Annotated in this window: 17 protein-coding genes; 9 read left to right on the top strand and 8 right to left on the bottom strand. The window is 42.6% G+C overall.

What is annotated here, in order from left to right:
• Window positions 1–344: 344 nt before the first annotated feature.
• A complete protein-coding gene (locus ACE01T_RS15230) occupies window positions 345–1304 on the bottom strand; it encodes a M28 family peptidase (RefSeq protein ID WP_395519602.1) in 960 nt (319 codons plus the stop codon).
• 154 nt (window positions 1305–1458) lie between these two features.
• On the opposite strand from ACE01T_RS15230, the gene rlmH reads away from it, so the two are divergent.
• The 3 genes from rlmH (at window position 1459) to ACE01T_RS15215 (ending at window position 3836) form a co-directional block, all read left to right on the top strand.
• Entirely contained in the window at window positions 1459–1941 is a 483-nt protein-coding gene (rlmH, locus tag ACE01T_RS15225; protein WP_092819942.1) for a 23S rRNA (pseudouridine(1915)-N(3))-methyltransferase RlmH, read from the top strand.
• A gap of 201 nt (window positions 1942–2142) precedes the next feature.
• On the top strand, window positions 2143–2919 hold the full coding sequence (locus tag ACE01T_RS15220; RefSeq protein WP_395519601.1) for a DODA-type extradiol aromatic ring-opening family dioxygenase: 777 nt from the start codon (window positions 2143–2145) through the stop codon (window positions 2917–2919).
• A 149-nt stretch (window positions 2920–3068) separates the two neighbouring features.
• Window positions 3069–3836: a DUF4377 domain-containing protein gene (locus ACE01T_RS15215; protein WP_092819944.1), complete on the top strand. Its 768-nt coding sequence runs from the start codon at window positions 3069–3071 to the stop codon at window positions 3834–3836.
• 70 nt (window positions 3837–3906) lie between these two features.
• On the opposite strand, the gene gdhA is transcribed toward ACE01T_RS15215, so the two are convergent.
• Window positions 3907–5250 carry an NADP-specific glutamate dehydrogenase gene (gene gdhA / locus ACE01T_RS15210; protein WP_180176367.1) on the bottom strand — a complete coding sequence of 448 codons (1344 nt, stop codon included), beginning with the start codon at window positions 5248–5250 and terminating at the stop codon, window positions 3907–3909.
• A 307-nt stretch (window positions 5251–5557) separates the two neighbouring features.
• Here gdhA and ACE01T_RS15205 point away from each other — a divergent pair, with 307 nt between their 5' ends.
• Both ACE01T_RS15205 and nth read left to right on the top strand, forming a co-directional pair.
• Window positions 5558–6379, top strand: a complete 822-nt coding sequence (locus ACE01T_RS15205) for an RnfABCDGE type electron transport complex subunit B (RefSeq protein WP_257234889.1) — start codon at window positions 5558–5560, stop codon at window positions 6377–6379.
• The gene (gene nth / locus ACE01T_RS15200) at window positions 6379–7074 is read left to right on the top strand and encodes an endonuclease III (protein WP_180176391.1); all 696 of its coding nucleotides are present in this window, start codon (window positions 6379–6381) and stop codon (window positions 7072–7074) included. Before ACE01T_RS15205 ends, nth begins: the two co-directional genes overlap by 1 nt.
• 43 nt (window positions 7075–7117) lie before the next feature.
• Here nth and ACE01T_RS15195 read toward each other — a convergent pair whose 3' ends face one another.
• From ACE01T_RS15195 to ACE01T_RS15180, 4 genes are all read right to left on the bottom strand, one after another.
• Window positions 7118–7327: a hypothetical protein gene (locus ACE01T_RS15195; RefSeq protein WP_180176365.1), complete on the bottom strand. Its 210-nt coding sequence runs from the start codon at window positions 7325–7327 to the stop codon at window positions 7118–7120.
• Between the two features lie 83 nt (window positions 7328–7410).
• Window positions 7411–8070, bottom strand: a complete 660-nt coding sequence (gene adk / locus ACE01T_RS15190; RefSeq protein ID WP_180176364.1) for an adenylate kinase — start codon at window positions 8068–8070, stop codon at window positions 7411–7413.
• Between the two features lie 82 nt (window positions 8071–8152).
• A complete protein-coding gene (locus ACE01T_RS15185) occupies window positions 8153–9469 on the bottom strand; it encodes a DUF445 domain-containing protein (RefSeq protein WP_166171004.1) in 1317 nt (438 codons plus the stop codon).
• A 64-nt stretch (window positions 9470–9533) separates the two neighbouring features.
• Window positions 9534–10052 carry a hypothetical protein gene (locus ACE01T_RS15180; RefSeq protein ID WP_086195128.1) on the bottom strand — a complete coding sequence of 173 codons (519 nt, stop codon included), beginning with the start codon at window positions 10050–10052 and terminating at the stop codon, window positions 9534–9536.
• 235 nt (window positions 10053–10287) lie between these two features.
• On the opposite strand from ACE01T_RS15180, the gene mrdA reads away from it, so the two are divergent.
• Together mrdA and rsmD are read left to right on the top strand one after the other, a co-directional pair.
• Window positions 10288–12312 carry a penicillin-binding protein 2 gene (gene mrdA, locus ACE01T_RS15175; RefSeq protein ID WP_395519600.1) on the top strand — a complete coding sequence of 675 codons (2025 nt, stop codon included), beginning with the start codon at window positions 10288–10290 and terminating at the stop codon, window positions 12310–12312.
• Between the two features lie 3 nt (window positions 12313–12315).
• Window positions 12316–12873 carry a 16S rRNA (guanine(966)-N(2))-methyltransferase RsmD gene (gene rsmD, locus ACE01T_RS15170; RefSeq protein WP_300044547.1) on the top strand — a complete coding sequence of 186 codons (558 nt, stop codon included), beginning with the start codon at window positions 12316–12318 and terminating at the stop codon, window positions 12871–12873.
• An 82-nt stretch (window positions 12874–12955) separates the two neighbouring features.
• Here rsmD and ACE01T_RS15165 read toward each other — a convergent pair whose 3' ends face one another.
• The gene (locus tag ACE01T_RS15165) at window positions 12956–13165 is read right to left on the bottom strand and encodes a hypothetical protein (protein ID WP_395519599.1); all 210 of its coding nucleotides are present in this window, start codon (window positions 13163–13165) and stop codon (window positions 12956–12958) included.
• Window positions 13166–13408: 243 nt separating this feature from the next.
• Here ACE01T_RS15165 and ACE01T_RS15160 point away from each other — a divergent pair, with 243 nt between their 5' ends.
• Both ACE01T_RS15160 and ACE01T_RS15155 read left to right on the top strand, forming a co-directional pair.
• Window positions 13409–14143, top strand: coding sequence for a sulfite exporter TauE/SafE family protein (locus tag ACE01T_RS15160; protein ID WP_395519598.1), 735 nt, complete (start codon window positions 13409–13411; stop codon window positions 14141–14143).
• A gap of 217 nt (window positions 14144–14360) precedes the next feature.
• Window positions 14361–14663 (top strand): hypothetical protein, encoded by a 303-nt coding sequence (locus ACE01T_RS15155; protein WP_395519597.1) that lies wholly within the window; start codon window positions 14361–14363, stop codon window positions 14661–14663.
• Between the two features lie 127 nt (window positions 14664–14790).
• Here the strand turns inward: ACE01T_RS15155 and ACE01T_RS15150 are convergent, their stop codons facing one another.
• On the bottom strand, window positions 14791–15372 hold the full coding sequence (locus ACE01T_RS15150; protein ID WP_395519596.1) for a 1-acyl-sn-glycerol-3-phosphate acyltransferase: 582 nt from the start codon (window positions 15370–15372) through the stop codon (window positions 14791–14793).
• Between the last annotated feature and the right edge of the window lie 140 nt (window positions 15373–15512).

Genomic DNA, 15512 nt, shown 5'->3' with positions numbered 1-15512 from the left:
GTGACAAAACCTGAGTCCTTTATAGTTAAAGTGTTTGTTTGCACTTATATTTTAACTATTTAGACTCAGGTTTTTTTATTTAAAGCAAACTATGGGACAGTAGTGGCTTCGGCTCTCTTTTTTTATGTAAAAATTTGACGATATTTATAAAGCATCAACTTGAAAAACCAGCAGCTCATCCCCATTTAATATGGTATAGATAGTGATGCGCTGTAGGTTTCTGATTTATTTCTACTTAAAAAGTTATTAATAAGTTATGTGAATGGTCATCTACATCTCCAGGTGGATGACCTTTTGATCGCAGTCCCAATATTTCATTAGGGGACTGCGTTTTTTATGCGTTCTTATTCATCAGCTTGAATTATTAAACTATAAGCCAGACCATCTATGACACTGGCCATTTTGGCAATATTTAAAGTTTTCAAGGTATCCTTGGCGCTGTGATAGTACCTGTTACGAAAATGCCCCGTATCTGTAATCATCATGGCGGGAATATCCAGCTTCCAGTAATTGAGATGATCTGAAAACTCCATCCCCGTGATAAAAGACGGTGCGACCAGTCGTTGACACTCCAGGCGCTTCAGTATTCGCATGGATTCACAATATTTTGCACCCAAATCATACGACTGCAAATTACTGACAGCCGCAATAAAGTTACCATGTTGCGGATAAACCCATTTCAGGCCGGCAGGATACTCCTGTACCAGATTTTCATCAAAAAACCCGATCATATCTAAAATATAAACGCCGCGGATGTGATCTTTCTGAGCCTGGATGGATTTTGCATGTACAAAACTGCCCATATGTTCGGTCTTGAAAAATGGCGGCTCCTGCAAGGTATAAAATACAAATTCAACATTATATGGCAGTTGCGATTTCTGCTGTGACAGTATGCGTGCGGTTTCAATCACCCCTGCTACTCCAGAAGCATTATCATCTGCACCTTGAGTTTCACCAAACACATCATAATGCGCGCCGACAATCACTTTGTCAGCATGACCTGTGGTTAAGGTACATACTACGTTGCGATAACCCAAACCATTCACCGAATAATTTTGATACTGGCATGAGATACCAAACAAACGCATCTGTTCTTTAATCCAGGCAGAAACGCGTTGTAGCTCTTGTGAGTTTTTATAATTACGATGCCCCTGCTGACCTATAATTTGCTCCAGATAGACCTTTAAATTATCGCTACTGGCGGGTGATATGCTCGGTAATGCCCAACTTGAAGTATTGAACAAAAGAGTGCAAAGGAAGGTGCTCAACCATAAGCCTAAATTTTTATCCCTTTTTAATCTCATTTATTATCGTCCTCTCTTCTTATGCATATTCAATCCATTGCTGAAGATTAAAGCAGCATCTGGCACGCCTTTTCAATTGCAATTTGTTGCTCAAAAACAAGTAAAATCAGTTTTAGCGTTTATAATAAAGATGAGTCTTAAATCATCGAATCTTATGAAAATCCGTATTATTACCATCGGTCAAAAAATGCCAGCCTGGGTGCTCACCGGTTTTGAAGATTACTTCAAACGTATCCAGCCTTTTGTGCAGACCCAAATTATAGAATTACCTATGGCAAAACGCGGAAAAAATGATTCTGAAGCCGATATTCTGAAATATCGCCAGATTGAAGGCGAAAGCATTCTGAATGCACTGAAACATAATGAAACCCTGATTGCCCTTGAAGTCGGGGGTAAAGAATTCAGTACTGAAAAACTGGCTGAAACCATGAAACAATGGATGCTGGAAGGTAATGATGTGGTCTTGGCGATTGGCGGTCCGGATGGTCACTCCGAAGCGGTACGTAAAGCTGCTGCATGGCACTGGTCTTTATCCAAGCTCACCCTGCCTCACCCTATGGTTCGCGTCATGCTGATCGAGCAGCTCTACCGCGCAATGAGTATCAACCATAATCATCCTTATCACCGGGCGGGTTAAGCAGGTTCAGAACGGGATGATTTGAGCTTGGCAAAATCGTGTAAAGCGAACATATTCCTGAGCTTGAGTCATCAACTGGATCAGACCGTGCATTATTGTTCTAAAAAAAGAACAATATGTTGATATAAATTGTATTTATTCTATTTCTCTTTATTTGGCATCATAGCCTCAATCGATGTTATTTAAATTAGGCGCATCAACATGAATCTACAAACTTTACCCGGTTTATTTATTTCACATGGCTCACCCATGCTGGCGCTAAATCCGGAACAGGTAGGTCCTGCTCTGGAGCGATTGAGCTTAAATCTGCCTAAGCCTGAAGCCATTATTGTGATGTCTGCGCACTGGGAAAGTAATGCGCTTGAAGTGAGTAGTAGCGTTCGTCCAGAAACCTGGCATGACTTTCGTGGTTTCCCGCCTGAGCTGTATGAAATCCGCTATCCGGCACCGGGTCAACCTGAACTTGCAGAACAGGTTCTGCATCTTTTGGCCAATGCTGGCTTTACAGCCCATGCCAACAGCACTCGTCCACGTGATCATGGCGTGTGGATGCCATTGTTGCATATGTATCCCGAGGCTGATATTCCTGTGGTAGAAATCTCTTTACCGATGAACATGTCTGCTGAGGAGATTTATAAAATTGGTCAAACCCTGGCACCATTACGTGAAAAACAAATATTAATAATCGGTTCGGGAAGTATTACCCATAACCTGCGTGAATTGGCATGGCATGGTGAAGCTGCTACTGTACCCGAGTGGGCATCGACTTTTCGGAATTATGTGGTCAGCAAAATGAATCACAGCGATTATGCTGCGGTTCTGGACTGGCAAAGTATCCCTTATGTAGAGCGTAATCATCCTACCTTAGAACATTTTGCTCCCCTGTTCTTTGCGATGGGGACTGGGCATCGTTTCAGTATTGTGCATAGCAGTTTCAGTATGGGTTCTCTGGGCATGGATATTTACCGTTTTGACTGATGCACATCAACTCATAACTTTTTATTAATTATTAACAAAATTATAGTTATGGATACATTTTGATACCTAATTCACCAAAATGTATCCATATTTTTTAAGTACCTTTACGTTATTCTATTAAAAATTCTTCAAAACCAAGTACTTTTAAAATGAAAGTTAAACTTTTAGCAATGGCTCTTTTCCCACTCACGCTTGCAGCTTGTCAATCTGGCGATATTCAAAAAGTTGGAGATGTCGCCGTGTCTGTACTTCAACAACAAAATGCAGATAAGACCTTGAGCACTTATCAATGGCTTACAGCTACAGGGTCCGCACCTAAACCACTGGTACTAAATTTTGACGATCAAGGCCGTTTGAGCATTGCTACCAGCTGTAATGGTATGGGTAGCAGCTGGAAAGTTGAAAATAATCAGATCGTGACAGGCCCCCTCATGGGAACCCAAATGGCATGTCCAGACGTCTCCATGCAGCAAGAAAACATTGCCAAAGATCTGTTTAATAACCGCAAAGTACCGTTTATTTTAGATTTAAAAAATTCACAACAACCGACATTAACCCTCATTTCAGCCACAGGTCAGAAATACGTTTTCACTGGCACCATGACCCCTGAAAGCAAATATCAGACTCAGGCTGAAACCATTTTTCTGGAAATTTCACCTGAAACTAAGCCATGTAGCGGTGTCGCCCCACAAAACTGTTTACAGGTTCGGGAAGTTAAATACAGTGAAAGCGGGATAAAAATCCAAGTCGATAAAGACTGGACTTTATTCTATGATCAAATCGAAGGTTTTACCCATAACCCCAATGAGCGACAAATCATCAGGGTCAAGCGTTATGAAATCAAGCATCCTGCTGCAGATCAGTCGAAATATGCTTATATCCATGACATGACGGTTGAACGCTCAACGGTTAAGTAAATAGTTTATTCAGGACATAAAAAACCGGGGCATTTGCCCCGGTTTTTTTAAAACTTAAACCAAGTCAGACTTAGAATACGCCTTGAGCAAGCATAGCATCAGCCACTTTTACGAAGCCTGCAATGTTCGCACCATCAACATAGTTTACAGTACCATCTTCTTTAGTACCGTATTTCACGCAGTTACGGTGAATTTCTTTCATAATCGCGTGTAAACGTTCATCAACTTCTTCAAACGTCCAGCCTAAACGCAATGCATTTTGAGACATTTCAAGACCAGAAGTCGCTACACCACCTGCATTCGATGCTTTACCTGGCGCATAAAGGATTTTCGCTTCAACGAATTTTTCCACTGCTTCAAGCGTAGATGGCATATTTGCACCTTCAGCAACACAAATCACGCCATTTGCAAGAAGTTGAGCTGCATCGTCTGCATCTAATTCGTTTTGAGTTGCACATGGAAGCGCGATGTCACACTTGATACCCCAAGGACGTTGACCTTCCATATATTCAAAACCGTGTTTAGACGCAAACTCAGAAATACGGCCGCGTTGAACGTTTTTAAGTTCCATCACTTCAGCAAGAAGTTCTTCAGTGAAACCGTCTTTAACGAATACAGTACCCGCAGAGTCAGAAAGTGAAACCACTTTTGCACCCAGGAACATGGCTTTTTCAGCAGCGTATTGAGCTACGTTACCAGAACCAGAAATAGTCACTACTTTATCTTTAAAACTATCGTCACGAGTTTTCAGCATTTCTTCCGCGAAATAAACCGTACCGTAACCCGTTGCTTCAGGACGAGCCAGTGAACCACCGAAAGTCAGGCCTTTACCCGTGAATACGCATGAAGTGTCATTGCTGAGCTTCTTCATCATACCTGCCATGTAGCCTACTTCGCGGCCGCCTACACCGATATCGCCCGCAGGAATGTCAGTATTTGAACCCAGATGACGGTACAACTCGATGATTAATGCCTGGCAGAAACGCATGATTTCGCCTTCAGACTTACCTTTAGGGTCAAAGTCTGAACCGCCTTTACCACCGCCCATAGGCAATGTAGTCAAGGCATTTTTGAAAGTTTGTTCAAAACCTAGGAATTTCAAAATTGAAAGGTTCACTGAAGGGTGGAAACGCATCCCCCCTTTAAATGGACCAATAGCTGAGTTGTACTGTACACGAAAAGCACGGTTTACGTGAGTTTGGCCTTTGTCATCTACCCATGAAACACGGAACTGAATCGCACGTTCAGGTTCTACAAGACGTTCAAGTAATCCATGATCAGCATATTCTGGATTCTTTTCAATGAATGGCCAAAGGCTAGTCATTACCTCTTCTACAGCTTGTAGAAACTCTGGTTGATGTTGATCACGTGATTTAACGTAGTTTAGGAAGTCGTTAAGGCTGTTGTATTTCAACGCTTAATCCTCAGCAGAAAATGGATCAAAATTGGTCAAAATTTCAATCAATGATATATTTTGGCGCAAAACATTAAATATCACTTGCACCTATTCAGCAATAGTTTTTTGAAAAAAACTTCAATTTTCTATATAGAACATATATTTAATTTAATTATTCAGTCTTTTTATTTATAAATAAAATAACTTTCAGATATATATCAATGTAATATTTTGCCCGATATTAATGCATTTTTAGTCCCATTTTTGCGCACAGGAATTCTATGTAAAAACATGCTAGTATTGCTCTCCAGCACATTGTTTCACGCTGCTTGCCCAGCACTCCCGGTTATACATGAACACTCAAATTAGCTTGATTCAAAAAATTGACGCCCTGTTGCCGCAAACACAATGCGGACTCTGCGGCCACCGAGATGGATGCCTCCCTTATGCAAAAGCCATAAGTGAAGGTGAAGAGGCCAATAAATGTGTACCAGGCGGACAACCCGTTGCCGATGCTTTGGCTGAATTGCTGGGTCGCCCAAAACTCAAAGCAGAAGAAAGTGTTTGGCCGATTCAAAGTGATGGTCGTCCACAACGTATGAAAGCGATTATTCGTGAAGATGAATGTATTGGTTGTACCAAATGCATCAGTGCCTGCCCGGTCGATGCGATTATTGGTTCAGGTAAGCTCATGCATAGCATTTTGACTGACCTGTGTACCGGTTGCGAACTCTGTATTCCGCCCTGCCCGGTCGACTGTATTGACCTGGTGGAAGACAACCACGTCGTGCCTTCAGAAGAGGCGCGTATTGCTGAACAAACTGACCTGCGCAAGCGCTATTACGCCCATATTCAGCGTGAAGAGAAACGCCGGATTAACCGCAAAGGTCCGGTGGTGCGTGCCAATATTGATGCGGCCTTATTTGCCCAATTTTCAGCGCAAAGTGACTTGGTTCCAGAGATTCAAGTGGTAGAAAAAACAGCTGATCCTGTGGTAAGCCACGATGCAGCAACCACTATTCAACTGGCAAAAATTCGCACCCAAATCAAAAAATTAGAAAAACAGCTCAGTGTTCGTGAAGACCTCAAGAAACGTGCCCTGCTGGATGATTTGCAACAGCAGCTGATTGTTCTGGGAGCTTCATGATGGCAGTTAAAAACATGACCAGAAAGCAGGTTCAGATTTTTTTTGAACGCTTACGAGAGCAAAGACCCAGCCCTAAAACCGAACTGAATTACAGCACTCCTTTTGAGCTATTGGTGGCCGTGACTCTTTCCGCTCAAGCCACCGATGTCAGTGTCAACAAAGCCACCGATAAGCTGTTTCCAGTGGCCAATACCCCGGAAGCCATTTATGCTTTAGGCGTGGAGGGTTTAAAAGAATATATTAAGACCATCGGCTTATATAACGCTAAAGCCGAGAACGTAATTAAAACCTGCAAGCTGCTGATTGAAAAACACAATAGTGTGGTGCCCAACAATCGGGCTGATCTGGAAGCATTACCAGGTGTGGGACGTAAAACTGCCAATGTGGTGCTGAATACCGCTTTTGGCCATCCGACCATGGCAGTCGATACGCATATTTTCCGTTTAGGTAATCGTACCGGTCTGGCTATTGGCAAAAATGTGCTTGAAGTTGAACACCGGCTGGTCAAAGTCATTCCCAAGGAATTTATAGTCGATGCCCATCATTGGCTGATTTTACACGGTCGTTATACCTGTATTGCACGCAAGCCCAAATGTCATGAATGTGTGGTGTGTGATGTGTGCAACTGGCCAGATCGTTTTGAATTTGGTGCTGGCCGTGCGATTTCTGTCAAGAACATTGAAGCTGAATCATAAGTGAGATGAGTTCAACCAGGTGATGTGCTCCGTTTAAAAGCCATTATTTTTTATTTTGTTTTGCCTGTTCTTGCTGGCGTTTTTGTTCGAGTTCTGCCTGTAACTTGGGATGCAGCCGACGCACAGGCACCTTACCAGCATTTTCGCTACGCTCTTGCTGACGTACTTTTTTCAGCATCTTGAAACTGACATAGAACAAAGCAAACAATACTGCCAGAAATACGACCATTAACCCTAATACAGCAAACTTCACAGCAGTGTCCTTTTTGAGAGCGTAATAAAAAGAGCCCTAATATGACTTAGGGCTCTTCGATTGTCAAAATCATCGAAATACGATTATTTTGATTGATCTAGAATGGCAAACAAATCAGTTTGAACTTCTTCAATTGGACGCAGACCGTTTAACTTGTCATAAGTCGGTGCATTTTCACCTGATGCTGCACAACCTTGGTAGAAACCTACCAATTGTTCAGTTTCAGTGTGATAAGAACCTAAACGTTTACGGATAGTTTCTTCCTGGTCATCAGGACGTTGAACCAGTTCTTCACCCGTTTCATCATCTTTACCTTCCACCTTAGGCGGATTGTAAACTACATGATAAACACGGCCAGAAGCCGGGTGCTGACGGCGACCAGAAAGACGTTTTACGATTTCTTCGTCTGGAACATCAATTTCAATCACGTGATCAATGTTGATGCCTTCTTTTTCCAAAGCTTCTGCTTGAGGAATAGTGCGAGGGAAACCATCAAAAATGCAACCGTTTACACAATCAGGTTGAGCAATACGTTCTTTAACCAGACCGATGATAAGCTCGTCTGATACCAGACCACCACTTTCCATCACGCTTTTAGCTTTAAGACCTAATTCAGTACCTTCACGAATTGCAGCACGGAGCATATCACCGGTTGAAATTTGTGGGACATTGTAGCGCTTACAGATCAACTGAGCCTGTGTACCTTTACCTGCTCCAGGTGGTCCGAGTAATATAATGCGCATAAAAAAACATCCTCATTTAACAAATATATGTGATGCGTTTGCATAACGAATCTCTTTATTCGTCATGTAGTCCAGCATCTAATTATAAGAAAGCCACAAACAAATGTATTGTACCCGCTATAAATCCGGTTACGCCACCCAAGACAATCAGAATCCATTCATCTTCCTGAAAGGCAGGACGTAATAAATTCTGAAACTCTCTTGGCGTCAACTCGCGAATACGGTCTCTAAACATTTGATAGATTTTCTGTGCACGGCTCGCATTAAAGGCCGGGTCGCATACAGGCACCATCGTAATTTCAATCGAGCGATCGATCAAGTCCGTCTTGAGTTTTGCATACTCTTTTGGTCCTAAAGACAGCTGCAAAGAGGTTCGAACAATCGGAGTTTCCATAATTTCGTTAATATGGCGTTTGACGATACGGCGAGTTTTATCTTTCTTCCCGCCATACATCATCTCAGTCATAATGGATTTTAACGTAATTAAGTCTTCTGTGACTACTCGGGCAAAAACATCGGAAACCTCATCCTGACGTTTCATAAATGCACCCTGGATATTATAGGTGCCAATATGTGGAATCACCGGTTTGATCCACGGGAACGTGCGACTTTCTGTACGTGCAAAAAACTGTGGATAGCGAATATAATGCGGTTCCAGCGGATTAAACACCATCCAGATGGCAATCCAGTTGGTCAGGAAACCCCACACCGCTGCCCAGAAAGGAACCGTCCAGTGCCAAGGCACTACAAACCAGACAATCATCTGGAATATACCGAAGAACATTCCAATTAATGCACTGATATGCCAGATAAAGTTGATTTCTTTACGTCCCACTTTCAGGAACATGTTCACCATTAAACGGCGATCACCTTCCATTTGGCGCACCACCATTTCACGCATATCCACAAGTGACTCGACGTTCATGGTCAGCTCAGTCACTAATTCTCTTAAAATACCCGGCAGCTGTTTATGCGCTTGCGAATAGATACGACGCTTAATTGAATAGGGTAAATTTTCCCAAAGTACCGCATTACGGTCGATCATCATTTCATCAATCAGATGTTCAAGTTCAAAACCGACCTGCTCACCGATAATCCGTGCCATATCTTCCGGATCCATGGCATCCAGAAATTCACGTAAAGAACCCAATTTCGATAAGGTATTGTCGGTGATAATTCCTGAAATGCGACCGGCTTTACGTGGCACAATCCCCTGCCAGCCGACAGGGAGCGGCCCTAAGTGGAATCCCCAAAACGTCAGGGGGTAAAACACCATTTTCAGTGCCATCCACACATGTGCCCAAGTTACAAAAGCTGTCACAGGAATGATGCTAAGTACTGCCCAGAAATCAGGGCGATTCAAGAAGGTTTGCCACAATTCGTTGACGTACTCAAACATGCACGATTTCCATATTTAATTTTTTAATCACAAAATACTTAATTATAAAAGCTCACTATTTTCACTATAAACCGACACTTAGAGTATAGGAAAATTGTAGCATGGGTTCTGTCTCTGCAACCACATTACCCTTCTGATCCGTCATCTCTTCGCCAGCACCAATCCCGATACTAAAACTGCTAATCCGTTCTTTACTGAGCAATACATAGGCTAAATCTATACCCGCACCCAGTCTTGCTTCATATTCATTGTTGATGTGTTTACTTTCCAGATGCCCTGCATAGACACCCAGGTAGTAACCGTTTTTATCTTTTCCGGTAAGGTAATAAGGATAACGAAACCCGACCTGAGCACCGGCATTATAGTCATCATTATAAAATACACCCGCTTTTGCATAGGCGATGCCATAAGGATTGACCCATTCTGCATTCAGATGAAGAAGCTTTTTGGTAAATCCAGCCCCGATATTCCATGTTTTAGCACTGTCTGATGTCAATTTCGCTTCAGGTAAATATGAATGGTCTTGTGCATGAGCAATATTTACCAGCGCAAAAAAAGCCAGCAAAGGATACACTTTTGTGATTATTTTCATCGTTGTCCCTAAATTTTATTTTTTAGTACAGTCCTTTTTTTGAATTTTGACTTTAGCAGAATTATCAGAACTCTTATATACTGCACTTTACAATTTTAATGTCTGTAAAGTCAAAGTTTAAACTAAACCCGCCTAACAGTTCGCCAGAACAAATATCAAAAAATGCTGACTTGCGTTAGAATGTGCCACCAGATTTTTCACTCCCCTGTATGTAAGTCGATCGCGTATGAAGCAGCACTTTCCTTTAAAAAATGTTCAGCAAGAAAAGCGCATTTATCGCAATCGGGTTTTTATCTCTATCGGGATTGTGGCATTCTTTCTGCTCCTGCTTGTTGCCCGTTATGCCTATCTGCAAATCGCGCATTATAATGAGTTTTCAACCGCTTCAGACCAGAACCGGATCAGGCTACAGCCTTTGGCACCTGCACGCGGCTATATCTATGACCGTAACGGTATTTTACTGGCAGATAATTATCCGGTATTTTCTGCGACGATGTCTCGGGCTGATGTAAAAGATATTGAAGATACCGTCAAACGTTTAACCCCGATTCTAAGCCTGACCCAAGAAGATATCGACCGTTTTAGCAGCCGCATCAAGACCGCTAAAAAAACCGAACGTGTATCATTAAAATTAAATTTAACCGAAACTGATATTGCTAAATTTAGTGAAGTCAAGTTTGAGTTTCCTGGGGTCAATATTGAAACCCAGATGACGCGCTACTATCCGCATGGTGAGCTGTTTGCGCACGTGATTGGTTATGTAGGTCGTATTAACGACAAAGAATTGAAGTCGATTGACAAAGACTTATATGCCGGCACCAACCTGATTGGGAAAATTGGGGTGGAGAAATCTTATGAAGATCTGTTACATGGCTTGCCAGGCAATGAATCTGTCGAGGCTGATGCTCACGGTAACGTATTACGTAATTTAGGTCGTAAAGAGCCGGTACGCGGAAATGACTTGTACCTTTCAATTGACTATGGCTTGCAGGTCACAGCAACCGAGCAACTAGCGGGTCGTCGCGGTGCCATTGTGGCGCTAAATCCGAAAACAGGAGAAATTCTGGCCCTGGTTTCCAGTCCAAGTTTTAACCCGAATTTATTTGTGACCGGGATTAGCAATACCGACTATAGTGCACTACGTGACAATCTTGACCAACCGCTGTATAACCGTGCTGTACAAGGTGCCTATCCTCCAGGTTCAACCATTAAACCGATGTTTGGTTTAGGTGGGCTGCATTACAATATCGTGGATTGGAACACCGCCATTTCAGACCCCGGGTATTTTTCTTTACCCGGCGATTCGCATAAATTCCGTGATTGGCGCAAATCAGGTCATGGCACGGTCAATCTGCATAAAGCTCAAGTGGTTTCTTGTGATACCTATTATTATATTTTGGCCTACCGCATGGGCATTGAAAAAATGAATGCTTGGATGCGCCAATTTGGCTTTAGTGAAAAAACTGGCGTCGATTTACCGAGTGAAAGTACCGGTTTGTATCCAAACCCGGACTGGAAAATGCGGACCCGTAAGAGCAAATGGCTAAAAGGTGAAACCATTTCAGTCAGTATCGGACAAGGTGCCTTTACTGCAACGCCGCTGCAACTGGCTATGGCTACTGCAATTACTGCAAACCAAGGTGCGCATATTACACCTCACGTACTGCGTGAAAGCCATGGTGCCAAACCTTTTAAAATGCGTAATGCACCAGATGGTAAAATTAAGTTTAACGGCAAACCCGAAGACTGGATTAAAATGCGCGATGCCATGATTGATGTTATCGAGACCGGTACAGGTCGTGGTATTCGTACCCCACTGTATCATATTGCAGGGAAAACCGGGACTGCACAGGTCAAAAGTATTGCCCAAGGTAAAAAATACAACGAAGCATTATTAAGTGAACGTCAGCTTGACCATGGTTTATTTATTGGTTTTGCCCCTGCTGAAAATCCTGAGATTGCGGTTGCGATTGTTTGGGAAAATGGTAAACACGGTGGTTCGGCCGCGCAGCTGGCTCGTCCTCTGTTTGACTATTGGTTATACACCCGTAAAAAGAATCCGATCCGTCCTGCGGGCCATCAAATTAGTGGCGGCCTCATGACCGCAGGCATCAAACCGGGTGAATTGCCAAGTGGCACGGCACCAGTGGATACGGCGACCAATGTTCAGAGCAATACAACAGCAGCAGCGACACAGCACGCTACTCAAGCCGCATCAGGCGCACAACCCGTAGAAGTTGAAGGTGACTGATCTATGAAAAATCAACTCCGTATTATTGGCGGTGAATGGAAACGCCGTCAGCTTCCTTTTGCCAGTGTTGAAGGCTTACGCCCTACACCCGACCGTGTCCGTGAAACTTTGTTTAACTGGCTGATGTGGGATATTCAAAATGCACAGGTTCTCGATATCTGTGCCGGCTCAGGAGCCTTAAGTTTTGAAGCTTTATCCCGCGGTGCAGCACAGGTGGTAATGATTGAACCGAACCGTGCACAAGCTGCTTTTTTAACCGATAATTTGCAGTTGCTGAAAGTGACCAGCCAACATGCCAAACTCAAAGTCGCCACGGCACAGCAAACCTTACCTACCCTGAAACAGACCTTTGATCTGGTTTTTTTAGATCCGCCTTATAGTCTGGATTTATGGGAAGAACTGGCCCAGCTTGCTGACCCGCTGATTAAAGACCGCGCCTTTATCTATGTGGAGGCCGATCGCGAGTTAAATCAGCTTAAACTCCCTGTTTCCTGGCAACAGATTAAACAAAGCAAGGCGGGAACAGTCCGTGCAGGACTGTATCAAAAAAATGCATCCTGATTAAAAATAAAAAAAGGATTCCGAGGGAATCCTTTTTGTCAAATGTAGTCAGTCAATTTCAGATTGGTGATAGATAGATTAATTAACGACCATAGCGCCAGTCTCGGTCATTTCTATCATGATCCCAGTCCGGACGGTCTTTATTGTGCCAGTCACGGTCACCATGATGGTGTCGGTCATAATGTCCGTTGCGGTCCCGATGACCACCATAATCGTCATCATAATAAGGATCAAGCATACAGCCAGTTATTGACACTGCCAATACAGAAAGTAATATCACTTTTTTCATCATGTTCATCACCTCTTTTACCGCATAGCATCAGTATCGAATGATTTAATGAAGAGTATTGGGAGTCCGTGTTGAATTCTTGTAGTCATTTATCCATTGTTTATTCATAAGCCGAACTCCAATAGCTGATTCCGAAGCGGTTTTATACAAAATTCTCCTTAGATTTGCAGAAATACTGCTAAATATAAGCTTGGCTTTTTTACCCATCTTTTGAATACTAATGCCTTTTCATCTGTACCTATTTCTATGACTTGGTTGTTATTTATTCTTGGTGCAATGGTCGCAGGTTTTGTACAAGGACTCACCGGCTTTGCCTTTGCCTTAATTGCCATGTCATTCTGGGTGTGGGCACTGCCCCCGCAAATTGCTGCACCCTTGGTGGTCTTTGCTTCGGTATGGAGCCATATCATTTCATTATCCAATGAACAAAAGCATCCCCATCTAAATAAAGCACTGGTGCTGCCTTATTTAATTGCCGGGCTGATTGGCGTACCTTTGGGCACATATCTGCTGCATATTATTCAACCCGAAGCCTTTAAAGTGGTTTTAGGCTTATTTTTGATGTTATGGTGTCCGGTGATGTTTTTCAATCCGGCATTTCCACAGCTGCAACAATCCGGAAAACTGGCAGACAGTCTGGTTGGATTTTTGGGCGGGATTCTGGGTGGTTTAGGCGGTTTTTGCGGTTCGTTGCCTTCTGCCTGGGTCATGCTGAAAAATCTTCCCAAACAGCAACAACGTTACGTTTTACGACATTTTAATTTTGGCATTCAGCTGTTTACCTTACTGACCTATTTACTGCAAGGCACGCTTGACATCCAGCTCTGGCCTTATATGACAATTTTGCTGATCAGTGTCAGTTTGCCTGCCATTTTAGGGGCAAAATTATTTTATAAAATTTCGGAAACGCAATTTAAACATACAGTTTTAAGCCTTTTATTTGCTTCTGGCTGTTTCCTGATTTTCAATTCACTGCTCTAAAGAGTAGTACCTACCTCCAAAAAATCAGATTTATATGTTGAGATATTGCAACCTTATTTATCTATAACAACCGGTCAAAATTACAATAAATCTCACTTAAACAAAAAACACCCAATCAGTCGGGCAGATCAAATATATCGGCAGGAAAACTTTATACAATAACCTAACCCCATCATCCATTTTCCTAGAAATGAAAACCTTGATTTTATTAGCAGGAATGATTCTTCTCTCTGGCTGTTCTCTGACCACCTCTCATGAGCTGAAACATGCAGAAAAAATGCTGGCAAATTTTCAGTGCAATAAAATTGAAACCGCACAAATGGCGCATACTTCGATTACCTCCTATCATGAACAGGCACTCGCTTCTAGCCGCCAGAAAGCCGAATCTTATGTACAAAGCTATAAAGATGGGGAGGAGTTATTTAAAGTGCCATTAACAGAAGTGATCGAGGAACAATATTATATTTATCAGGAAGCTTGCCAACATTTAGGCGGGATTAACCCGGCACAAAATCAATAATTTTTTAAGCGAAAATTGAATTTCACATTGACTGATCCATCATGCACAGCGAGCCAAGATTTTGCCATTTGCATCTCTTAGCTTCGCTTAAAAATTCGACAGAGAAGTCCTATCTTTACAGTAAGGCTTAAGGGTAGTAACGTGTATCTATGCTAAACTGTTCTGGAAATTTGGCCTGAATTTGTGCATAAAAAGCCATAATTTCAGCCATATCTTTTTCATAGTCACCGCTCGGATAAACAATTTTACCGACCCCGGTTTTCTTCTTGGCATAATCCATATAAGCCAATGCAATCGGCACACCTGCGTTGATGGCTACATGATAGAACCCGGTTTTCCATTGTTCCTGTTTGGCACGGGTTGCTTCTGGAGTCACCAACATCACCAATTTTGGATGGTTTTTAAATAAATCCGACATCAGCTGAACCATGCTGGGGCGTGGCTCTCCTGCCTTCTTCACTGTCCGGTCAATTCCAATTCCGCCCATTGCCCGTACAAATGGGCCAAAAGGAAATTTCATATAACTGTCTTTAATGGTTAAACGGACATGCACCCCTAATGCCTTGAGTGCCAGGCGTGCATATAAGGCATCCCAATTACTGGTGTGCGGTGCTGCAATCATCACACATTGATCCAAATCAAGCGGCCAATGATTATCGATTTCCCAGCCCATCATTTTTAAACTTTGTTCAGCTAATTTTTCAAACACTTGCCGCACCGACACCTCTATAAAGTGCGCAGATTCTAAGAGCCTATCCAGTATTAATTTCATTCTTTTTTAGCACTTAAAAAAAGAATTTGTTAAAATTATTCAATGAGAAAACCATATCCCAGCGACATTAGTCGAGA

The organism is Acinetobacter uliginosus (genome assembly GCF_044130295.1).
Taxonomy (GTDB): Bacteria; Pseudomonadota; Gammaproteobacteria; order Pseudomonadales; family Moraxellaceae; genus Acinetobacter.
This window is presented reverse-complemented; position numbering and strand designations above follow the sequence as displayed.